General features: G+C 66.7%; 19 protein-coding genes. 3 read left to right on the top strand and 16 right to left on the bottom strand.

Going from position 1 to position 20,676, the window contains the following annotated elements; translation table 11 throughout:
- Positions 1-25: 25 nt before the first annotated feature.
- Positions 26-640, top strand: a complete 615-nt coding sequence (locus MRBLST15_RS13225) for a hypothetical protein (protein ID WP_208081642.1) — start codon at positions 26-28, stop codon at positions 638-640.
- A gap of 39 nt (positions 641-679) precedes the next feature.
- Here MRBLST15_RS13225 and MRBLST15_RS13220 read toward each other — a convergent pair whose 3' ends face one another.
- The 13 genes from MRBLST15_RS13220 to MRBLST15_RS13160 form a co-directional block, all read right to left on the bottom strand.
- Positions 680-1,024 (bottom strand): hypothetical protein, encoded by a 345-nt coding sequence (locus MRBLST15_RS13220; RefSeq protein ID WP_265952606.1) that lies wholly within the window; start codon positions 1,022-1,024, stop codon positions 680-682.
- Positions 1,025-1,056: 32 nt separating this feature from the next.
- On the bottom strand, positions 1,057-1,827 hold the full coding sequence (locus MRBLST15_RS13215; protein ID WP_236512509.1) for a LytR/AlgR family response regulator transcription factor: 771 nt from the start codon (positions 1,825-1,827) through the stop codon (positions 1,057-1,059).
- On the bottom strand, positions 1,817-3,076 hold the full coding sequence (locus tag MRBLST15_RS13210; RefSeq protein ID WP_265952608.1) for a sensor histidine kinase: 1,260 nt from the start codon (positions 3,074-3,076) through the stop codon (positions 1,817-1,819). Before MRBLST15_RS13210 ends, MRBLST15_RS13215 begins: the two co-directional genes overlap by 11 nt.
- 161 nt (positions 3,077-3,237) lie before the next feature.
- Positions 3,238-4,887 carry a M28 family metallopeptidase gene (locus MRBLST15_RS13205; protein ID WP_265952609.1) on the bottom strand — a complete coding sequence of 550 codons (1,650 nt, stop codon included), beginning with the start codon at positions 4,885-4,887 and terminating at the stop codon, positions 3,238-3,240.
- Positions 4,888-5,271: 384 nt separating this feature from the next.
- A complete protein-coding gene (locus MRBLST15_RS13200) occupies positions 5,272-6,918 on the bottom strand; it encodes a CsgG/HfaB family protein (RefSeq protein WP_312706053.1) in 1,647 nt (548 codons plus the stop codon).
- Positions 6,919-6,934: 16 nt separating this feature from the next.
- The gene (locus MRBLST15_RS13195) at positions 6,935-7,609 is read right to left on the bottom strand and encodes a hypothetical protein (RefSeq protein WP_180167750.1); all 675 of its coding nucleotides are present in this window, start codon (positions 7,607-7,609) and stop codon (positions 6,935-6,937) included.
- 133 nt (positions 7,610-7,742) lie between these two features.
- A complete protein-coding gene (locus tag MRBLST15_RS13190; RefSeq protein WP_205405395.1) occupies positions 7,743-8,843 on the bottom strand; it encodes a hypothetical protein in 1,101 nt (366 codons plus the stop codon).
- Positions 8,834-10,030, bottom strand: a complete 1,197-nt coding sequence (locus MRBLST15_RS13185) for a hypothetical protein (RefSeq protein ID WP_025878385.1) — start codon at positions 10,028-10,030, stop codon at positions 8,834-8,836. The genes MRBLST15_RS13190 and MRBLST15_RS13185 overlap by 10 nt, the downstream gene beginning before the upstream one ends.
- Before the next feature lie 107 nt (positions 10,031-10,137).
- On the bottom strand, positions 10,138-11,400 hold the full coding sequence (locus MRBLST15_RS13180) for an RNA polymerase sigma factor (RefSeq protein WP_367786187.1): 1,263 nt from the start codon (positions 11,398-11,400) through the stop codon (positions 10,138-10,140).
- 45 nt (positions 11,401-11,445) lie between these two features.
- Positions 11,446-11,802, bottom strand: a complete 357-nt coding sequence (locus MRBLST15_RS13175; protein ID WP_099821553.1) for a DUF1428 domain-containing protein — start codon at positions 11,800-11,802, stop codon at positions 11,446-11,448.
- A 24-nt stretch (positions 11,803-11,826) separates the two neighbouring features.
- Entirely contained in the window at positions 11,827-12,237 is a 411-nt protein-coding gene (locus MRBLST15_RS13170; RefSeq protein ID WP_367786185.1) for a VOC family protein, read from the bottom strand.
- Positions 12,238-12,273: 36 nt separating this feature from the next.
- Positions 12,274-12,696: a VOC family protein gene (locus MRBLST15_RS13165; RefSeq protein ID WP_108266290.1), complete on the bottom strand. Its 423-nt coding sequence runs from the start codon at positions 12,694-12,696 to the stop codon at positions 12,274-12,276.
- Between the two features lie 67 nt (positions 12,697-12,763).
- A complete protein-coding gene (locus MRBLST15_RS13160; RefSeq protein ID WP_367786183.1) occupies positions 12,764-13,177 on the bottom strand; it encodes a YciI family protein in 414 nt (137 codons plus the stop codon).
- 720 nt (positions 13,178-13,897) lie between these two features.
- Between MRBLST15_RS13160 and MRBLST15_RS13155 the strand changes: the two genes are divergently transcribed.
- Entirely contained in the window at positions 13,898-14,305 is a 408-nt protein-coding gene (locus MRBLST15_RS13155) for a YciI family protein (RefSeq protein ID WP_089238385.1), read from the top strand.
- Here the strand turns inward: MRBLST15_RS13155 and MRBLST15_RS13150 are convergent.
- Complete coding sequence (locus MRBLST15_RS13150) at positions 14,283-16,367, bottom strand: SMP-30/gluconolactonase/LRE family protein (RefSeq protein WP_367786489.1); 2,085 nt, start codon at positions 16,365-16,367, stop codon at positions 14,283-14,285. The two genes, MRBLST15_RS13155 and MRBLST15_RS13150, sit on opposite strands and share 23 nt — an antisense overlap.
- 163 nt (positions 16,368-16,530) lie before the next feature.
- On the opposite strand from MRBLST15_RS13150, the gene MRBLST15_RS13145 reads away from it, so the two are divergent.
- Positions 16,531-18,066 carry a hypothetical protein gene (locus tag MRBLST15_RS13145; RefSeq protein WP_367786181.1) on the top strand — a complete coding sequence of 512 codons (1,536 nt, stop codon included), beginning with the start codon at positions 16,531-16,533 and terminating at the stop codon, positions 18,064-18,066.
- Positions 18,067-18,073: 7 nt separating this feature from the next.
- On the opposite strand, the gene MRBLST15_RS13140 is transcribed toward MRBLST15_RS13145, so the two are convergent.
- Together MRBLST15_RS13140 and cycA are read right to left on the bottom strand one after the other, a co-directional pair.
- Complete coding sequence (locus MRBLST15_RS13140; RefSeq protein ID WP_108268428.1) at positions 18,074-18,850, bottom strand: lytic transglycosylase domain-containing protein; 777 nt, start codon at positions 18,848-18,850, stop codon at positions 18,074-18,076.
- 374 nt (positions 18,851-19,224) lie between these two features.
- Positions 19,225-20,598: a D-serine/D-alanine/glycine transporter gene (gene cycA / locus MRBLST15_RS13135; RefSeq protein ID WP_099821548.1), complete on the bottom strand. Its 1,374-nt coding sequence runs from the start codon at positions 20,596-20,598 to the stop codon at positions 19,225-19,227.
- Positions 20,599-20,676 lie beyond the last annotated feature (78 nt).

The raw sequence follows: 20,676 nt of genomic DNA, 5'->3' as shown, positions 1-20,676 counted from the left end.
CGCACGTTCCACCAAGGAGCCAGCCATGATTGCTTTGTTCAAGGGTTTGGGATTACTGCTTCGCGACAACGAGCTCTACAGCAGCCCGTTCGAAAAACAGGTCGCGCACTGGCGCAACCTCAGCGAACAGCAGATCCGCGATGAAGTGGCGGTGCTGGCCCAGGCCAAGTGCCAATGGCTGATCACTTCGATCGTCGGATGGCAGGCGGCTTCGCTGCTGATCCTCGGCCTGATCACCAATTACCTGTGGCGCGACGATTACCACATCACCTTCACCCGCGTGGTCGTGGTGTTCGGCTCGTGGATCTCGATCCTGTTCGTGATCTGGTTCATGGCCAACATGTTCGACCGCACCGCCGGCTTCGAGCGCTGGATGAAGGCCTTCAACAGCCGCGCCCGCATCACCTCCAAGGCTGACAGCGTCGAGCACGTGGCCGAAGCGCTGGACCTGGCTGAACACTATCCGGAAGTGCTGGACTACAAGCAGGCGGTCACCGCCAAGCGCGAACTGCGCCACGAGGACATCCGCATCATGACCGAGATCGGGCGCATGAAGCAGCACTCCGAGCTGGTGGGTCGCCTGAATCATGTCGGTGAAACCGAACACCATCACGACATGACGCTGCAGCCGGCTTACTGAGCCGAACGCAATCCGGGGGGAGCCACAATGCCACCGTGCTCAGTCACGGTGGCATTGTTCTTTCTGCACGTCGCTGACGCACTGGCGGAAGTCCTTCGGCAGGTCACTGACCTGCTCGGTCTTGCCTACGGCCACCGCGAAATGGCGCAGCGGTGGCGTCGCACAGGCGGCGTCGGTGCTGCAGCCCGGGGCCAGCACCAGGTAATGGCATTGCCCACTGCTGCTGGCGATGCATTCAAAACGCGCCACGCCATCGACCACCGTGCTCTTGCTGTACAGCGTGTCCACGCCATTGGCATTGGTGCGGGTGATCGACGTGTTGCTGGATTTTTCGCAGCCGGCGGTGGCCAGCACGGCGGCAGCTACAAGCAGGATACGGCGCATGTTCGTTCCTTGGTGGATGGCGAAGGCCGCGGCTACATGCCGCGGAACAGGCTCATGAACGGCTGGCTGACCACCAGCGTTTCCGCACGCTGGCGCAGGCGCAGCACACCGCGGCCGGTGTCGTCGCGGCTGACCGCTGCGACGGCCTTCATGTTGACGATGGTGGAGCGGTGCACCTGGCGGAAGTGCTGCGGATCAAGTACTTCCAGCAGTTCGCGCAGCGGTGTACGCAGCAGGCTTTCGCCGGCAGCGGTGACCACCGTGGTGTACTTGTTGTCCGCGCGGAAATAGATCACATCGTCGAGCATGATCAGCTGCGTGTCGCGACCGTTGCTGGCGGTGATCCAGGCCAGCGGTGGCCGATCATTGGCGACCGGGCCTGCGCCGAGGCGCTGCAGCAGGCGCTCCAGCACCGCATCGTCCTGGCGCGTGGATGGCAGCCGCGAAAGAATGCGATCGCGCGTGGCCAGCAGCCGTTCGTCGCTGACTGGCTTGAGCAGGTAATCCATTGCACCCTGCTCGAAGGCATCGATGGCGTACTGGTCGTAGGCGGTAACGAACACCACCTGCGTGCGCGGGCTCAGCTCGGCCAATGACCGCGCCACTTCGATGCCGCTGATGCCGGGCATGCGGATGTCGAGGAAGGCGATGTCCGGCTGCTTCTCGGCCAGCTGTTCCAGCGCACTGGCGCCGTCTTCGCATTCGGCCACCAGCTTCAGCTCCGGCCACAGCCGCCCGAGCTGCTCGACCAGCGAGTGCCGCAGCAGCTCCTCGTCTTCGGCGATCAGCGCTTCAAGCGGCATGGCTGGGTTCCTTGGCCGACTGCGGCAGGGTCATGGTAGCGGCTACACCACTGGGGAAATTGGCCACGATCGCCACTCCGGCCTGCTCGCCGCAGGTCAGGCGCAGGCGCTCGCGCAGGTTCTTCAGGCCGATGCCGGTGCCGCTGGTACCCTGTCCGAAACCCAGCCCATCGTCGGCGACCGTCACGGTGACATGGTCATCGAAACCACGCGCGAGGATCCAGATCGTGCCGCCGCCGGGCTTGGGCTCCAGGCCGTGCTTGATCGCGTTCTCGACCAGGGTCTGCAGCGCCATCGCCGGCAGCTTCACCTCGTGCAGTTCGGTCGGCACCTGCACTTCCACCGCCAGCCGCGCGCCCATGCGGATGCGCAGGATTTCCAGGTAGGCGCGGGTACGTTCCAGCTCCACCCCCAGCGTGGACATCGATTCATCCACCTGCGGCAGCGAACTGCGCAGGTACTGGATCAGGTGGCCCAGCATCTGCTCGGCGCGCGCCGGGTCGGTGCGGGTCAGCACCTGTGCATTGGCCAGCGAGTTGTACAGGAAGTGCGGCTCGACCTGCGCATGCAGCAGGTTCAAGCGCGCGACCGACAGTTCCTTTTCCACCTGGGTCTGTTCGGCAGCGGCCTGCTCGTCGCGGCGCTGGTCGGCCACGCGGCGGCTGATCGCCCGGGTCACCGCTTCGGCGTTCTCATAGTTGCTGCCTTCATCCAGTGCCAGCAGATCGGCCCACCAGCCGGCGTCCGGCTCGAACAGCAGGGTGACGGTGCTGGTGCCCTGCCCCGGCGTTACCGTGGCCAGCACGCTGTTGCGCTTGATCGCCAGCCGCGCCGGCAGGTTCCAGCGCGATGGCTGCCGGCCGTTCCACAGGTCGACGCGCCGCACATAGGCACGCACCTGCAGGCTGCCGGCAGAACTCTCCACCTCTTCCACCCGTGGCAGTTCGGCGACGGCCGCCTCGACCACTGCGAAGGCCTGGCCGGCATCCATCGGCAGTTCGATCTGCCGGCGCTGGCGGCCCGACAAGGTCGCGCCGTCGAGGCGACCGGCCACCAGCCAGACCCGGCGCACGTGGGTGATCGCGCTGCCCAGCGCGGAGATCATCAGGAACATCACCAGCAGCCCGAACACCCAGCCCGGGCCGTCGTTCATGCCGCTGAAGATGCCACTCCAGACCATGCCGGCAACGAACAGCGCCGCGGCCCAGGCCAGCAGATGACGGATGATGAGGGAGAAGCTGGCGATCACGGCGGCGCCTTGGTGGAAGGGGTGAGCCGAGCATAGAGCGGCCCTTCGGGCAAACAAGCGGTGTGCGACGAAGGGCCGGAAAGCGGCGATGGAAGCCCTTACGGAAACGCCGGGCATGGCCCGGCGCTACCAGGTGTGGCGAGGCGGCGCCCCGCCCTCCCTTACTTGCGCTGGTCGGCGCTGGCGTCACGCACGGCGCGGAAGGCCTCGTCCCTGCTCCAGTTCGGCCAGGCACGCGAATTGGCCAGCTGGTTGCCCAGGGTGTACAGCACTTCCAGGTCGCGCGCGGCGCCGGCGAACACCCAGTCCGGCTGCCACTCGTCGCCCTGCTGGTGGTAACGCTTGGCGGTGTAGTCCTCGGACGCCTTCTTGCCCGCCGCGACGCCACCATCCACCCAGTCCTGCCCTGCCGACCAGGACAGTGCCGGCACACCACGCTTGGCGAACGGGAAGTGGTCGGAACGGAAGAACAGGCCGGCTTCCGGCTTCGGGTCCGGCGTGTAGCGGATGTCCCAGCCCTTGGCCACGTCCTTCAACTGGTCCAGCAGTTCGAAGCGCGCGGCGCCGTAGATGCCGAAATCGCGCGACGGGCCGAACGGCGCCATGCCATCCATGTTGATCATCGCCACGGTCTTTTCCAGCGGGTACAGCGGATGCGTTGCGTAGTATTCCGAACCCAGCAGGCCCTTCTCCTCGGCTGTCACCGCCAGGAACACCACCGAACGCTGCGGACGCGGTGCCTTGGCGAAGCCGCGTGCCAGTTCGATCAGCGAGGCGGTACCGCTGGCGTTGTCCAGCGCGCCGTTGAAGATGCGGTCGCCGCGTGCGTCAGGTTCGCCTACGCCGATGTGGTCCCAATGCGCACTGTAGATGATGGTCTCATCCGCATGCGTGCTGCCTTCCAGGCGCGCGGCCACATTGTGCGAGGTGATCACTTCGGTCTTCACCGCGTACTTCGCATCCAGGCTGGCGCCGGTCAGCGGCACCGGGGCGAAGTCGCGCTGCTGCGCCTTCTTCTTCAATGCTTCGAAATCCTGCCCGGCCGCGCGGAACAGCTCCACTGCCAGGTCGCGCTGGATCCAGCCTTCCAGCAGCGGGTGGCTGTCGGCCGGGTTGTCGCGCACCACGTCGAACATGGTGTTGGTGTTGGAGCCGGCCACCGTGGCCCAGCCATACGAGGCCGGTGCGGTCTCATGCACGATCAGCACACCGAGTGCGCCCTGGCGTGCGCCTTCCTCGTACTTGTACGGCCAACGGCCATACCAGGTCATGCCCTTGCCATCGAAGTCGCCCTTGCCGGTTTCGAAGTCCGGGTCGTTGATCAGCACCACGGCGATCTTGCCCTTCAGGTCAACGCCCTTGAAGTCGTCCCAGTTGCGCTCCGGCGCCTTTACGCCATAGCCAAGGAATACCAGCGGTGCCTTGCTGATATCCACGTTGGTGGCGCCGTTCATGGCTGCACGCACAGCAATCTGCTTGCCCTGCTCCAGCGTGATGGTCTTGCTGCCCTGCTGCAGCGACAGCTGCGGGCTGCCGACGATGTCGCCCTTGCGCAGCGGCACGGCCTGGGTCCACAGGCGTTTGCCGTCCTTCAGGTCACCGCCAGGCTGCAGGCCGGCATCGGCGAACTGCTTGCTGAGGAAGGCGATGGTCTTTTCTTCGCCGGCGGTGGCCGGTGAGCGGCCTTCGTAGGCGTCGGAGGCCAGTTCCTTGACGTCTGCGGAGATCCGCGCGCCATCGAATTTCGGGGTGGCCGCCATCAGTGCGCTCGACACCGACAGGGCCAGCACGCCCAGTACTACTCGCTTCATTGCTCTCTCCAGCAGGGAAATCGTTCTGGAGTGTAAGGGGTTCGCCCGGGCGGCGCCCGGGACCCGCCGAAACAACGGCAACAGCCGAAGCAACAACAACAGCAACAGCAACAGCGGGCTATCCGTGGATAGGCGGGGTGGGTCCGGTTGCGGGGGACGCCGTGAATCCATCCCTGGGGGCTTGGCCGCGGCATCCATGCCGCGGACACCCCCGCAACCGGACCCTCCCCGCCTTGGACAGATCTCCGCAATCTGTCGGAACGGCGGTCTGCTCGGGTAGGTGTCGACTTTGGTCGACACCATCGAGAACGAAAACAAGTAGGGGTCAGATCCCTTTCCCGGCGGGAAAGGGCTCTGACCCCATCTGTGTGTTGCCTGGGCGTGTTACCAGTTCGGGTCTTCAGCCGGGGCGGCGGCGGGCTTGGGCTTCGGCTTGCTGGCCGGGCGCGCGGCGGCGGCCGGGGCAGCCGATGCGGTGGCCGATGCAGCTGCCTTGGGCTTGCTGCCCAGCTTCTGGCGCAGTTCGATCTGGCCCGGGCGGAAACCACCGCGCATCGCGTCCACGCCCTCTTCCAGGGTGCCGTAGGAGGTCTGCGCGGCCACGCGGTCGATGCGGATGGTGCAGCACGGATGCTCGCTGCGGCCGAGCGAGCGGCCCGTCTGCGGGTCCTTCAGCTCTTCGCCCAGGCGCACGGCCTGCCAGCGCTGGCCGACCTGCACGGTGTCACCGCCCTGGCTCAGCACGACCTGGTCGCCATCGACGGATACCACCGACACCGGGAACAGCGTGGTGACGATCGTGCTGCCAATCTGGCCGGACAGCGAATCCATCATCGAGGCCGCCATGCTGCGGCCGTTGACCACGCGCGGCAGGGTGCTCGGGCCAGTCGAGGCCAGCTGGTGGTCGAAGCTGTCGGACATCACCACCTGGCCGGTGGTGGCATTGACCAGGCGCAGGGTGATGCGGCCGCCACCGGAGTACGAGGTCACCTGGCGATCGGACATGCGCAGGTTGCGCACGCTGCGCGGGTACTCGAAACGTTCGATGGTCGGAATCAGGATCAGGTCGGTCGCCAGCTGCTGGCCAACGCGTGCGGTGTCCTGCAGGCGCACGTTGCCACTGTTGATGTGGTCGATCTCGGCCTGCAGTTCGTCGCCGAACTCACGGTCCAGCACGATGAAGCGCTGGGTCTGGGTAAGCGTGTCGGACAGCCGCGCGCGGATCGCTTGGGCGACCTCGTCGGCATTCACCCGGCCATCGCCAACGGCATAGCTGCCCGACTTGGTGCGCGGCAGGGCCACCACGATCTTCGGCTTGCCTTCTTCATCCGGTGCACGGTACTGGGCAATCTGCGCGCGGACACGCACCTTCCAGTAGCTGCGCATGCTGCGCCGGGTAACGTCCGAATCGAAGGAGCTGGCACCGCGCTTGGCGTCGACCTTCACCTGTTCTTCGTAGCTTTCCTTGACGCTGGCAGACGCCGAGCCGCCCTTGGCGGATGCTTCGCCGGAGGCGCTGGCCGAGGCCGAACCCTTGAAGCTCCAGCCTTCGTCGCTGGCGCGCACGCGGGCGATGGTTTCTTCGTCAAGCTGGCTCACTTCATCCTGCGAGAGGATTTCATAGCCCAGCACCGCGCCCTGCGAGCCGGCAATCATCTGCTGGGAGAACGCGTCGGCGCGGATATCGCCGACGTGTTCACCGTCCACGTCCACATGCAGGCCTGCGCGCAGGCTCTGCATCTGGCTGGCCACGCGTACGCCGTTGACCTGGGCCACGGCCGACTGCAATGCCGCCAGCACCGCCAGTTCCGGGGTGCTGCCGATACCGTCGGCTTCGCGCGCGACCTGGGTGGTGCCGCCGAAATCCGGCGTGCCACGCAGGGGCGCTTCCTGCACCGGCGCATTGCTGGCCAGTGCACTGGCGGCCTTGTCCTTGGCGGGTGCGGCTTCTGCCGGTGCATCCTGCTTGCCGCAGGCTGCCAGCAGGGCCGCGGCCAGGCCCAGGCCGATCAATCGAGTCGTCGTACGCATGCGGAGCTGCCTCGTATCAGAGCGAATCCAGCATCGAATCGGCGTTGGACGGCACCTTCACCTTGCTCTTCTTGGCGAAGGTCACGGCCGACTTGGTCGAGCCGTACAGGCCCTTGATGAAGCCCGGCGATTCCTTGGCAACCCAGGCACCGGCGGCCAGCTTGCGGCCAACGGTGGCCATCTGGGTGGCGCCCAGGTTCTTCATGCCGGCCGCAAAACCGCTGGCTTCGCCGCTCAGCTTCTGTGCTTCGGCAGCCGAGGCCAGCAGCGAGACCAGGCCTTCGGCGTAGTGCTGCTTGGATTCAGCGTTCAGTTCCGGCTGTGCGGCCTGGCGCTCGTCGATGGCAGCCTGTGCGGCTTCGCTGACCGACACCGACTTCTTCATCGCATCGACGTTCACCGAACCGGACGACAGTGCCTGGCGCTCGGCTTCCAGCAGCTGCACCTGCTCGGCCAGGCCGAAGGCGCGGGCGAAGGAGGTCTGCGCCTGCAGCGAGTGCGACTGCGAGCTGACGAAACGACGGACCAGCGCTTCCTGCGCGGCTTCGTCCGGAGCGGCTGCGCTGGCGCTGCTGCTGGAGGTGCCGGTGGCGGCGCCGGCAATGTCCTTCAGCTTGCCGAACTGGGCATGGGCCGGCATCGACAGGGTAGCGGCCGCGATGGCAACGACGAGAGCGGTATTACGGATCATGGAAGATTCCTTTGGGAGAGACGGCCGCGATGCGGCACGTGGAAAGACGGAAGTTCGGCGGCGATGCCGAGCAAGCTCGGCACCCACCAGAGCCGGTAGCGCCGGGCCATGCCCGGCGAGCGCAGCGGTAACGTCAGCGGACCGCCTTGACGTTCAGCTCGTTGATCATCTGCTGGGCCGCCTTTTCGGCAGCCAGCTGCAGCGCATTGGTACGGGCGACGGTTTCGTTCGGGCCGGTACCGGAGAACTGCACCGGGCCCACCGACGACACGGTGCGCGGGAAGCGACCGGTCACGTCCAGCACCTTGCCGGTGACGGTGACGAACACGCGGGTGTTGCCGCTGGCCGGATCACGGTCGCGCATGCCGACATCGAGGGTGCCGACGGCGATGTACGGGATGTTCGCTGCGCGGATGCCGTTGGCGGTATCGCGCAGGGTAGCCGCGGACAGATCGTTGCCGGTGCTGAAGTCCTTGCGGATGCGCTCGATGCTGAGCAGGCCGCGCGACTCGCCTTCCACGTATTCGGCTTCAACCACTTCGTAGCCGGCGGCGCTGAAGGCACCGGTCATGGCGGTGTTGACTTCGGCGGCGTTGGCCACCTTCCAGCTGATGTTGTCGCTGCGCGCGGTGGTGCTACCGCCGCTGGTGACCGACACCGAGCCGTTCTGGTTGATGCTGCCGTTGGTGCTGACCGAGTTGCCGCGGAAGCTGTCGCCTTCACGGGTGTTCTCGCTGTAGCTGCTGCTGGCGTCGACGCGACGGTATTCCTTGTCCTGGAACGACTGCACGGTGTCCTGCGAGCGCGCCATGAACAGGAAGGTCAGCAGCGAGCGCTGCGCAGCGGTGGCACCGGCCACGGCCGAACCGGCATCCAGCTTGGTCTGCAGCAGGGTCGTGTTGATTTCGGCGCGGACGGTGACGCTGTAGGTCTTGGCCTTCTTGTCTTCGGTGTCCGACAGCTGCACGGCGCTGAGCACGTAACGGTCGATTTCACCGAGGAATTCGGCGCGGCGCGATTCGAACAGGCGCAGCTTGGCCGCACCGGATTCGGCGATGTACGCCTCCAGTGCATTGGCCTTTGCCTTGTTCAGGGCCTGGGCGCGGGTATCGGCACTCAGGCGCAGGCTGTAGCTGGCCGAACCGGTACCGCGCGAGCTGGCGGTCTGCGCGGCGACCGGCGAGGCCACCGCTAGGGCGATGAGGATGAGCAGGATGGTACGCATCAACGACATGATTTGATCAACTCCTGGAGGGCTTGGGTCTGTTGCTGCAGCGGGCGTCCGCCCGGCTTCTGCTCGTCCAGCCAGGCGCGCGAATCGGCACGCTTGGCGGCAGCGCCGGCGAAGGCATCGAAGCCGGCCAGCAGGGTTTCGTAGCTGGCCGACCACTGGTCGACCTGCCACTGCGTGACCGGCACCACCTTGGTGGCGCCCTTGCGCAGCGGTTGTTCGAAGTACACCTTGCCGGAGAACGGCTCGGTGACCTTGGCGGTGAAGAAGGCGCCGAACAGCATCGTCTTCATTGCCGGTGTTTCACTGATGACGCCGTTCTTCAGCGCATCCACCTGCAGGCTGATGACGTAGTCCGCCTCGGGAATCTTCAGCTGGTAGACCTTGCCGTCGGCAAAGCGCGCGGCCATGGCACCGCCGATCGCCTGGCCCGAGGCCGGCGGCAGCAGGCCGACACCGGTATTGGACGACAGCGTCTTGGACAGTTCATGGGCAAGCGTGGCACGCAGCGGACCGGCCCACTTCGGGTCGGGCAGCTTGGCCAGCGTGGCGTCGGACAAGGTCACCGCGCCTACCTGCAGACGACGCGTGGCTGCTTCCGGCAGCTTGGCCTGGGCCAGGGTCGTGGCCAGCACCTGCGACAGGCTGGTATCGGCACCGCCGTACAGCAGATCGGCGACGATCGCGTCGATATCGTCGCTGTCCGGGCGGTACTCCTGCACGTCGATACGCTGCAGGGTAAGCGGATAGGAGGCGATCACCTGGCGCTCGCGGAAATCGAAGAACAGCGCCTGCAGGGCCACTTCCACCAGCACCTTGTACTGGTCGCCGATCGGTTCGACCGACACCAGTTCGCGGTCCAGCGCAGCGGCCAACACCACGGCACTGGTAGTGCCGTCGAGCATCGCCACCGGCTGGTCGATCAGTTCCAGGTTGGCCGGCGCGCGGCGCTTCAGCGCCTGTGCCAGGGTCTGGTTGAGCGGAATCAGGCCACGCTTTTCCAGCACGGCATGCGCATGCGGGGTGGTCGCCTGTACGGCGGCGGCGTCAGCGGTATAGGCAAAGCCGGCCCAGTAAGCCTGCTGCGATTTGTCTGCGGCCTGGCTGGCCAACGGCCATACGGCCAGGCACAGGGCATAGGCAAGCAGGCGCGCAAAAGCGCGCGGTGCGCTCTTCGTCCTTGAAAACATCCAACCGCTCCTCGGTCACGACACACGAAAGACAGGCGTGAACACGCCCGCTGGGCGCGAAACATAGCCGCTCCGGGGCAAACCGACAAGTGCTGACCTTGTCGGCTTCAATTTTCCGGCGGCAGGCCGGCCCGTTGCCGCAGCAGGGTCCGCTCGGCCTGGTTCTGGCTCAGGGCCGCTGCCGAGGCGAATGCGTCACGGGCGTCCTGCTCCCGCCCCAGCTGCTGCAGCAGTTCGCCGCGCACCACCAGCAGCGGTGCATAGCCCTGCAGGCGTGGCTCGTCCAGCAAGGGCTGCAACAGCGCCCATGCCGCGAACGCACCTTCGCTGCGCGACACCGCCACCACCCGGTTCAATGCCACCACCGGCGACGGCATCACCTGCAGCAACTGCGCATACAGTGCGGCGATCCGCGCCCAGTCGGTGTCTTCGGCGCGACGCGCACTGGCATGGCAGAAGGCGATCCGCGCCTGCAGCACATACGGATCATCGCCGCCGCCTGCCGACACCGCGCGCGCCAATGCCTGCTGGCCACGTTCGATCTGCAGCCAGTCCCAGTGCGCCCGGTTCTGCTGGTCCAGCAGGATCGGCGCGCCCTGCGCATCCACCCGTGCCGACGCGCGCGAGGCCTGCAGTTCCATCAGCGCCAACAGGCCAAGCGCCGGTGGCGCCGGCATCCGATGGGCCAGAATGCGCGCCAGCCGCAGCGCCTCGGCACACAGTGCCGGTCGCATCCAGTCGTCGCCCGCACTAGCCGCATAGCCTTCGTTGAATACCAGGTAGATCGCCTCCAGCACCGACGCCAGTCGTTCCGGCAATGCATCGGCACGCGGCACTTCGTAGGGAACCTGCTTCTGCGCCAACGTACGCTTGGCGCGCACGATGCGCTGGGCGATGGTCGGCTCCGGCTGCAGGAACGCGCGTGCGATCTCGATCGTGGTCAGCCCGCCCAACAGGCGCAGGGTCAGCGCGACCCGCGCGTCGGCAGGCAGCACGGGATGGCAGGCCACGAACATCAGCCGCAGCAGGTCATCGCCGATGTCATCTTCCAGGGCCTGGCTGTCGTCGGGCGCGGGCAAGGCGGCCGGATGCAGTTCCTCTCCCCATTGCGCATGCTGCTGCGCCACCCGCTGGTGCTGGCGCAGCACATCGATGGCACGGTTGCGCGCGGTGGTCATCAGCCAGGCTCCGGGATTGTCCGGGATGCCCTGCACCGGCCAACGCTCCAGCGCGGCCAGCCAGGTGTCCTGGGCCAGCTCTTCGGCGCGGCCGACATCACCGCCGAGCAGCCGCGCCAGGCGCGCGATCAACACTGGCGATTCCATCCGCCAGAGGGTGTCCAGGCGCTGGCTCAGGGCGGGCTCGTGCATGCAGCGATCACAGCACGCGGGCCCGGCCTGCACAAGCACCGGCATTCACGCGTCCACGATCGGCTTGAAGCCACCCCAGAACATGCGCTTGGTATCGAATGGCATGTCCTTGGGGCCGATATGCGCCAGCCGCGGGTCGGCCATCACCTTCTTGTTGATGCGATCACGCGCCGCGCGCGTGCGGAACACCACGAAGGCCACGATCACCGTTTCGCCCGGCTTGAGCTTCACCGCCTGCGGGAACGACGTCGATTTCCCGGGTTGCACGTCATCGGCCACGCATTCCATGTACTGCAGCGCGCCATGGTCCTTCCACACCGCGCCGGCCTGGCGGGCAAGGCGGCGATAGGCCGCCACCTTGTCCTGCGGGCACGGCAGTACGTAAGCATCCACGTAAGCCATGGGGAGTCTCCCTGCGGCGACCGGTCAGCCCGGCTCGCCGTCCATGTGTGCGATTTCCCAGAGATGCCCATCCAGGTCCTGGAAACCGCGCTGGTACATGAAGCCATAGTCGCGCGCCGGCTGCGGTTCGCTGGCACCGGCGGCCAGCGCCTTGTCCACCATGGTGTCCACCGCCGTGCGGCTGTCGGCCGACAGGCAGGTGATCACTTCGGTATGCGTGTACGCATCGGCGATGCCCTTGGCGGTGAACTGCTGGAAGAACGGCTTGACCAGCAGCATCACGAAGATGCTCTCGCTGACCACCATGCAGGCGGCGTTCTCATCGGTGAAGGCCGGGTTGAAGTTGTAGCCCAGCGCGGCGAAGAACGTCTTGGCTTTTTCCAGATCCTGCACGGGCAGGTTGACGAAGATCATCTGCGGTTGCTGTGTACTCATCGGTGCGGTTCCCTGCGATGGATGGAGAGAAGGAAATCAGGGCTGCTTCATGCAGTTGACCATCCACGGCTTGCCATAGCGGTCGATCAACATGCCCCAGCGGTGGGCCCAGAAGGTTTCGGCGATCGGCATCTGCACCTGGCCGCCCTCGGCCAACGCCGCGAACACGCGTTCGGCTTCTTCGATGCTGTCCACGTCGACGTTGATGGTGGTGGAACCACCCTCGCCACCACCGGGGCCATCGGCCGCCATCACGATCGCGCTGCCGATCTCCAACTGGCTGTGGGCCACATGGTCGAGCGTATCTGCCGGCATCTCATTGCAGCCCGGCGAGCCGTCGGACGGCGGCATGTCGCGGTACTTCATTTCCGACGTGACCTGGCCGCCGAGTGCTTTTGCATAGAACGCCATCGCGTCGTGGGCCTGGCCGTTGAAGCCGAGGAAGGGAATCAGTTTCATGGCATTGCTCCGTTATACGTTTCAGGGCGGTGGCGCCGGGCCATGCCCGGCGGAGAAATGGATCGAATCAACCTTCCAGCTGCTCACGCAGACGCTGTTCCTGCTGCTGTAATTCAGGGGTGAAGGCTTCGCCGAAGTCTTCGGCCGAGATCAACGGGCGCAGTTCCAGCGCACCGCCCGCACTGAAGGGCGCACGACTGGCCCATTCGGTGGCCTCGTCCAGCGAGCGCACCTCCCACAGCCAGAACCCGGCGATCTGCTCGCCGGCCGGGCCGAACGGGCCGGTCTCGACCTGCGGCGCGCCGCTGCCGAAATGAATGCGGCGCCCGCGCTGGGTGGCATGCAGGCCTTCCCCGGCGAGCATGATGCCGGCGGCCACCAGTTGTTCGTTGTAGGCGCCCATGGCGGCCAGTTCCTGTTCGCTGGGCATGCGCCCGGCCTCGGAATCGGCGTTGGCTTTGACGATCACCATCACTTTCATTGCGGTCTCCGCTGGGCTGCGGGTGCGTGCCCTTCTCTCTTACAACGAACCACGGTCGCGGGAATCGACACACTCGTGCGAATTATTTTTCCTGCGGAGAGCGCGCCTTCGGCGGGGATCGGCGAACGGCGGGGCCCCTCCGTGGTGGAAGCACAAGCACAAGCATGAGCCATGGGATTGGCCGGGAGGGTAGGCGGGTCGGGGGACGCCGTGAACCCATCCCTGGGGGCTTGGCCGCGGCATCCATGCCGCGGACACCCCCGCCCCGCCTACCCACCCGGCCATGGACAGGTTCCGGTCTCCGATCCACCACGGGAAGATCAAGAGAAAAGGCAGAAGCAACAGCAACAGCAGCAGCGGTTGGCTGGCTGCCTTGGCCTTGCGAGCGAAGCGACCCGCTTCTTGCCCTTGTTTGTGATTTTCCGTGGTGGACGCCGCAGGAACCTGTCCGTGGCCGGGCGGGTGGGTTGCGCAGGGGCGTAAGCGCCATGGATGGCGCGCCCGAGCCTACAGGGATGTATTCACGGCGTCCCCTGCGCAGCCCACCCGCCCGGCCAACCCACAGAGATGCAGCTCTTCACGACCAACCGCCACCACGGAGGGGCCCCGCCGTTCGCCGATCCCCGCCGAAGGCGCGCTCCCGCTCTGCCTTTCGCAGTGCAGCATGCCCCCGCGCAAACCTGCGCGATCATGGACCCCCGCCCCCGCCAGGACTCCGCCATGCAGCAGTACCTGCTTCTGATCTACATCGACCCGTCACTGCTGCGCACCCTGCCCATCGACGACTTCAATACGTTGATGCGCGACTGCCTCGCCCATGCCGACAAACTGCAGGCCGAAGGCACGCTGCTGGCCGCGCAGAAACTGCAGCCGATCGAATCGGCGCAGACCCTGCGCGTGCGCGATGGGCACAGCCGGGTGCTTGATGGTCCCTTCGCCGAAACCCGCGAACTGCTGGCCGGCTTCAACCTGATCGTCGCCCACGACCGCGATGAGGCCATGCGTATCGCGCAGGGCTTCCCGTGGGCCCGCTTCGGCAGCATCGAGGTGCGGCCGCTGGAAGACATGGACGCCGAGCGCGAACGCTGCGGCGCCCCCGCTGCGGCTATGGCAGCAGCCGTACCCTGATCTCGCGCGGGCCTACGCCTTCGTTGCCGCTGTAGTCGCGCGCACTGGCACGCACGATGTACTCGCCCGGCGGCAATGCCGCCGGCTGCCAGCGACCGGTTTCCATCAGCCCGTCGCGCACGGTGTTGGTCACCAGATAGCGGAAGCGGGTAACCGCGCTGCCATGCACGGTGATGCCACTGTCGGGTGCGTAAGCCACTTTCACCGCCTGCTTCTGCGGCGGCATGCGGTTGAAGACGATGTTCCAGCGCGGCTGCTCGTAGCCCTGCAGCGGCTGCCCGGCGGCATCCAGGATCTGGTAGCCCACCTGGTACGGCCCAAGCCGACGACGCGGCAGGTTGTTGTCCACCTGGTCCCAGGCTTCCACCACGATCTGCACGCCGCGTCCCTGCCGGGCCAGCATCACCACGCCATCGCTGCCGGCAGCCAGCGGCTGGTCGTTGTCGTCCAGCAGCGCCACGTCGGTGATGCGCGGTGCGAAGTGGTCGGCGTAGTCCTTGAACCCCAGCGCCACCGCATTGGTCTCGAAACCGCCATTGCCCACGGCCAGGTGCACGTGCGCCTGGCTGTTGATGCTGCCCAGGCGGTCGCCCACGTGGATGCGCGTGCCACGGCGCACGCGGATGCGCTCCAGCGTGCCGTCTTCGGCGTACAGCGGCTGCCAGCGCGCGTCGAACGGTTCGCCGCGTGGCGTACGACCGACGCGCATGTGGATGTACTTCAACCGGTCCACGGCCAGGCCTTCAGCCTGCCCGCCCAGGTTCCAGGCGGCAATCGGGCTGCTGATCTTGCCCTCGGCAATCGCCAGCACGGTCTGGCCGACATCGCCGCGCACGTCGAAGCCGCCGTGCAGGTGGTGGCGGCTCTCACCCTGGAAGGTGCCGCGCACTTCGCCGAGCGTGCCGACCACTTCATGCCAGCCATCCTGTGGTGCCAGTGGCCAGCGCCCGCCGCTGTCCGGCAGCGCCGCATCGGAGGCCGGCCCCACCAACGCCGGTGCCGGCAGTTCACCCACCGGCAGCGGACGCAGGCGATGCAGGCGATAACCGGCGGAGTCGGCCACCAGCAGGGCACCGTCGGCTTCCACGGCCAGGCCGCTGGGGCGCGCCAGTCGCGGCAGGCGGTCGTTGCCCAGCAGCGCCAGTTGATGACCCTGCGGGGTCACCTGCACGATGCGCCCGTCCAGGTCACCCACATACAGCACACCGTCGTGCGTGGTGGCCAGTGACAGCGGGCCGTTGATGACCTCACCCTTGCCGACTGCGGTACTGACCATGCCATCGGCGCCGACGCGGCGGATTGCGTTGTTGAACAGGTCGGCCACCAGCAGTGCGCCGTGCGCATCGAAGGCCAGCGCCACCGGCGTATCGAAGCGGGCGTCGGTACCGGGCGCATCGGCGAAGCCCGGGCGGTCGCCGCCGGCCAGCGTACGCACGTTGCCATCGGCACCGATCACGCGGATGCGGTCGTTCCAGGTATCGGCCACGTACACCTGTCCCTGCGCATCCACGGCGATGCCCATCGGTCCATCGAAACGCGCCTTCGCGGCGGGACCATCGGCGAAGCCCTGCTGGCCGCCGGCCAGCGTCGTCACCTGTCCGTCGGTGCTGATGCGCCGGATCGCATGATTGCCGGTGTCCGCCACATACAGATTGCCCTGTGCATCGGCGGCAATACCCGAAGGGGTGTTGAAACTTGCCTGCAGGGCAGGCCCGTCAACACGCCCCTCGCCCTGCCCCGCGACCGTTTCGATACGACCGTCGGGCAGGCGGCGGCGGATGCGGTTGTTGTCACCGGCATCGGTGAAATAAACGCTGCCATCGGCACTACCCAGCAGTGCGTAGGGATCGGCGAAGCGTGCCTGGGCCGATGCGCCATCGCGATCACCCGGATGGCCATCGCCGGCCAGCAGCTCGATCTGTGCGGTCCACGCCAGCGGCGTCGGTACAGGGCCAGCCGGCGCCTGCGGGCCGGAGGCGGGGAACTCCCACCAGGTTGCCGCCAGGGCCACCGCTGTTGCCACTACCACCGCACCCACCGCCATCCCTTGCCACCGCGCCATCGTTCCGTTTGCCTGTGCTTGCATGAAGAGGCACGAACGATAGTCGCTGCGCCCGTGCAGCGCCATGGCCGATGGTCAGGGCCGATGGTCAGAGCAATTTCACAGCGCTTGTCCTGCGCTGCCACAGCAGGTTCAATGTCCGCTCCATGGACGGAGGCCCACAATGCCCCGCTGCACCCCACTCTTCGTGCTGCTGTTTACCGCCCTGGCCAGCGCCACCGCGTCGGCGAACGTGCCGCGCACACCCACCTCCCCTTCGCAGCCTCCGTCGGATGTGGCGATGGACGCTGCGCATGCCGCGTACGCGCAGCAATGGGATACGGCCATCGAGCAGTCCCGCAGCGGCAATACCCTGGCCGCGCTGATCGCCATGGAACGGCTGATGGACAGCCCGCTGCTGGCCGACTTCGATGCCGAGCGCCGCGGCCGCGCCGCGCAGTTTGCCGGCTGGACGGCGGCCATGCAGAAGCAGCCCGCGCTGGCACGGCGCTATCTGCAGCAGGCGCTGCTGGCGTTGCCGGGCGATGCAAGCATCCTGACCACGCTGGTGTCGCTGGACCTCAACGATGACCAACCGGCAGCGGCGGTCGAGCATCTGACACAGGCCCTGGCGCGTGCCAACGGCCCGCTGCCGATCGATCATCGCGTCATCAGCTACCTGCAGTACCACCTGCGCGAACAGCCTATGCAACGCATGGCACTGCTGCAGGCGCTGTTCGACAACGGCTGGAAGAGTGGCGGCATCGAACCCACCGGGTTGTGGCTGGCTCTGGCCACGCTGCAGGCCGACAACGGTCGCGGCGACGCCATCCCGACCACGCTGGCCCGCATCGACAGTCCGGCCGAAATCATCCGCCTGCGCAGCGACAAGCGCTTCGACCGGTACGTGGACCGCACCGATGCTCGCTTCGATCCGGTCAAGGCCGCACAGGCCCATCTGGACGCCCTGCGTGTATCGGGCCTGCTGGATCGTGAGCTGGATGCACGCTTGGTGGATTTCAGCAGCACACTGCTGATGCTGGATCGCAACGAGGAAGTCCTGGCGTTGACCAATGACCTGGCCGAGGCCGCCGCGGAAGGACAATCACCGCCCGCCGTCAAAGCGGAGTGGCTGGGATGGTTGCTCAACAGCCGCATCGGGGCGCTGCGTCGACTGGGGCGCACCGACGAAGCGCTGGCGACGGCAAAGCTTGCCGCCCGCATCGGCGCGCTCGGACCGGATGGCCTGGAGCACCAGATGAACGTGGCCTTCGTACTCAACTCACTTGGCCAGGCGCAGGAAGCAGGCACGGTGATGGACACCTTGACCGAACTGAGCGGCTACGGCCAGGCCGCACAGGCCTTGATCCAATTCGCCGCTGCCCGCCAGCGCGGTGATGCCAGCGCTGCCGCCGCCGCACGTGCGGTCATCGTCGCCCAGCGCCAGGACGCGCGCCTGTTCTACCGCGAGATGCTGCTGGAAGAGGGCGATCTGGATGGAGCCGCAGCGGTGCTGATCGAGCAGCTGCGCTCGCCGCTGGAGCGCAGCGACGCGCTGGCCAGCCTGCAGGACATGCGCGTGTATCCCTCCTTGCCAGGCGATGTACGCATCGATGCGGCTTGGCGCGAACTCAAGCAGCGTGCCGACGTGCAGGCCGAAGTCTCGCGCGTCGGTCGCATCGAGCGTTACGACCTGGTGGGCAGCACCACATCGCGCTGAGCGCTGGCTACTTCGCCGGCACTTCGATGCGGATGCCCATCGCCTCGCGATAGCGGGTGTACAAGGCCATCACCTTGTCCACGTAGGCCAGGGTTTCGGCATACGGTGGCACGCCCTTGTAGCGTGCCACCGCACCGATGCCGGCGTTGTAGGCCGCCGCCGCCAGCGGGCGGTCGCCGTTGTAGCGGCGCAGCAGCGCGCGCATGTAGCGGGCGCCGCCGTCGATGGACTGCTGCGGCGAGAACGGGTCGCGCACGCCGTATTCCACTGCGGTATCGGGCATCAGCTGCATCACCCCCTGCGCGCCCTTGCTGGACACCGCCAGCGCGTCGAAATTGCTTTCCGCATGGGCGATCGCCCGCAACCAGGCATCGTCCACGCCGGTGGCCTTGGCCGCCGCCTTGAACTGTTTTGCGTGCTGGGCCAGCTGGGGCTTGCCGACCTTGCCCAGGCCTTCATGCGCCGGTTCGCCCGGTGGCGTGGCCACGGTGAACTTCAGGAATACGCGCGAGCCAGGCAGGTTGCGGGTGGAGTAGACCAGCTTGCCGTCCTGCTCGCGCTCGTACAGCACGCCACTGAACACGCCCATGTTGCCCCACAGGTTGGGGGTCTGCACGGCGCTGTCGTCGATCTCCTTTGGCGTGCAGCGCGAGCCGGGCTCCGGTGCGGTGGCCAGGCTGACCGTGTTGCCCTGTACGCAGCGGTAGACCGTGCGCGCAGCGGCCAGCCCTGGCCACAGGCCAGACAGCAGCAACAACGCGACGAGGGCGGGACGGAGGGACATGGCGGCCGGATGATCCGGCGGCGGCCGCTAACAATGAGTGAATGGGGGTTTTCAGCCGGGCGGCGCCCGGCACCCGCAGAGGCTACGGCCGACGGCAACCTCAACAGCAACAGCAACAGCAACGGCGGGCTATCCGTGGGATGGCGGGGGGGGTCCGGTTGCGGGGGACGCCGTGAACCCATCCCTGGGGGCTTGGCCGCGGCATCCATGCCGCGTACACCCCCGCAACCGGACCCACCCCGCCTTCGACAGATTTCCGCGATCTGCCGGAATGGCATGGCCTGCTCTTGGTGACTATCGACCATGCTGCTGTTGGTGGGTGTCGACCTTGGTCGACACATGGATCCACGCCATGCGTGGATGGGTCTTCCTGATTACCGCGCCATCTTCCGCCGCAGCCAATAGCCTGCGCCCAGCAGCACGAACCACGCCGGGCTGGCCACCAGCGCCTGGCGGGTGTCGGCCTGCAGGCTCAGCAGGACCAGCACGGCGGCGAAGAACACCAGGCAGGCCCAGCACATCGCTACGCCACCGGGCATCTTGAAGATCGAGGCTGCGTGGCGTTCGGGGTAGCGACGGCGGTAGACCATGTAGGCCACCAGGATCAGCGACCAGACGAAGATGAACAGCACCGTCGCCAGGGTCGTCACCAGGGTGAAGGCGGTCACCAGGTTGGGGATCAGGTAGATCAGCAGGGTGCCGCCCAGCAGGCACAGGCAGGAGAACAGCAGGCCCCGGGCCGGCACCGCGGCGCGCGAGAGCTTGGACAGGCCGCGCGGTGCATGGCCTTCTTCGGCCAGCCCGAACAGCATGCGGCTGGTGGAGAAGATGCCGCTGTTGGCCGACGAGGTGGCCGAGGTCAGTACCACGAAGTTGATCAGGCTGGCAGCGGCGGGAATGCCGGCCAGCACGAACAGCTGCACGAACGGGCTCTTGTCCGGCACCACCTGGCGCCATGGGGTGACCGCCATGATCGCGATCAGCGCCAGCACGTAGAAGATGATGATGCGCACGGGGATCGAGTTGATCGCCTTGGGCAGGTTGCGCTCCGGGTCTGCCGTTTCCGCAGCGGTGGTACCTACCAGTTCGATGCCGACGAAGGCGAACACCGCGATCTGGAAGCCGGCGAAGAAACCAACCAGGCCCATCGGGAACATGCCGCCGTCATTCCACAGGTTCGACAGCGCTGCGGTGTGCCCGCTGGGCGAGGTGAAGCCCCACGCCACCAGCCCGGCACCGGTGATGATCAGCGCGCAGATCGCCACGATCTTGATCAGCGCGAACCAGAATTCCATTTCGCCGAACAGCTTCACCGTCACCAGGTTCAATGCCAGCAACAGCAGCACGCAGGCCAGCGCCGGTATCCATGCGTCCAGGCCAGGGAACCAGAACTGCGCATACGCGGCGATGGCGATCACATCGGCGATGGCGGTGACGATCCAGCAGAACCAGTACGTCCATCCGCAGAAGAACCCGGCCCATGGCCCGAGCAGATCGGTGGAGAAATCGATGAACGATTTGTACTGCAGGTTGGACAGCAGCAGCTCGCCCATCGCGCGCATCACGAAGAACAGCATCGCGCCGATGATCAGATAGACGAACACGATGGACGGGCCAGCCAGGCTGATGGTCTTGCCCGAGCCCATGAACAGGCCGGTGCCGATGGCACCGCCGATGGCGATCAGTTGCAGGTGGCGGTTGGACAGACTGCGGCGCAGGTGTTCGGGGGGCGTGGCGGGCTCGGTCATGGGCGCGGGAAGGGGCGGGTGAAGCGTTCGACGGTAGTCCTCCGGCTGCCACAACGCCAGCGCCGGACGGCCCAAGCC

The sequence above is a fragment of the Stenotrophomonas sp. LST15-1-1.1 genome, assembly GCF_040815575.1.
GTDB lineage: Bacteria > Pseudomonadota > Gammaproteobacteria > Xanthomonadales > Xanthomonadaceae > Stenotrophomonas > Stenotrophomonas lactitubi_B.
Note: the sequence above shows the minus strand (reverse complement) of the source record. Positions and strands in the feature narration are given on the sequence as shown.

Excerpts from the sequence above, each read along its gene's own strand:
- MRBLST15_RS13140 (WP_108268428.1), bottom strand. The coding sequence starts at position 18,850 with ATGTCCCTCCGTCCCGCCCTCGTCGCGTTGTTGCTGCTGTCTGGCCTG.
- MRBLST15_RS13225 (WP_208081642.1), top strand. The coding sequence starts at position 26 with ATGATTGCTTTGTTCAAGGGTTTGGGATTACTGCTTCGCGACAACGAG.
- MRBLST15_RS13180 (WP_367786187.1), bottom strand. The coding sequence starts at position 11,400 with ATGCACGAGCCCGCCCTGAGCCAGCGCCTGGACACCCTCTGGCGGATG.
- MRBLST15_RS13145 (WP_367786181.1), top strand. The coding sequence starts at position 16,531 with ATGCCCCGCTGCACCCCACTCTTCGTGCTGCTGTTTACCGCCCTGGCC.
- MRBLST15_RS13185 (WP_025878385.1), bottom strand. The coding sequence starts at position 10,030 with ATGTTTTCAAGGACGAAGAGCGCACCGCGCGCTTTTGCGCGCCTGCTT.
- MRBLST15_RS13155 (WP_089238385.1), top strand. The coding sequence starts at position 13,898 with ATGCAGCAGTACCTGCTTCTGATCTACATCGACCCGTCACTGCTGCGC.
- MRBLST15_RS13165 (WP_108266290.1), bottom strand. The coding sequence starts at position 12,696 with ATGAAACTGATTCCCTTCCTCGGCTTCAACGGCCAGGCCCACGACGCG.
- MRBLST15_RS13190 (WP_205405395.1), bottom strand. The coding sequence starts at position 8,843 with ATGTCGTTGATGCGTACCATCCTGCTCATCCTCATCGCCCTAGCGGTG.
- MRBLST15_RS13170 (WP_367786185.1), bottom strand. The coding sequence starts at position 12,237 with ATGAGTACACAGCAACCGCAGATGATCTTCGTCAACCTGCCCGTGCAG.
- MRBLST15_RS13160 (WP_367786183.1), bottom strand. The coding sequence starts at position 13,177 with ATGAAAGTGATGGTGATCGTCAAAGCCAACGCCGATTCCGAGGCCGGG.
- cycA (WP_099821548.1), bottom strand. The coding sequence starts at position 20,598 with ATGACCGAGCCCGCCACGCCCCCCGAACACCTGCGCCGCAGTCTGTCC.
- MRBLST15_RS13200 (WP_312706053.1), bottom strand. The coding sequence starts at position 6,918 with ATGCGTACGACGACTCGATTGATCGGCCTGGGCCTGGCCGCGGCCCTG.
- MRBLST15_RS13195 (WP_180167750.1), bottom strand. The coding sequence starts at position 7,609 with ATGATCCGTAATACCGCTCTCGTCGTTGCCATCGCGGCCGCTACCCTG.
- MRBLST15_RS13150 (WP_367786489.1), bottom strand. The coding sequence starts at position 16,367 with ATGGCGCGGTGGCAAGGGATGGCGGTGGGTGCGGTGGTAGTGGCAACA.
- MRBLST15_RS13215 (WP_236512509.1), bottom strand. The coding sequence starts at position 1,827 with ATGCCGCTTGAAGCGCTGATCGCCGAAGACGAGGAGCTGCTGCGGCAC.
- MRBLST15_RS13205 (WP_265952609.1), bottom strand. The coding sequence starts at position 4,887 with ATGAAGCGAGTAGTACTGGGCGTGCTGGCCCTGTCGGTGTCGAGCGCA.
- MRBLST15_RS13220 (WP_265952606.1), bottom strand. The coding sequence starts at position 1,024 with ATGCGCCGTATCCTGCTTGTAGCTGCCGCCGTGCTGGCCACCGCCGGC.
- MRBLST15_RS13175 (WP_099821553.1), bottom strand. The coding sequence starts at position 11,802 with ATGGCTTACGTGGATGCTTACGTACTGCCGTGCCCGCAGGACAAGGTG.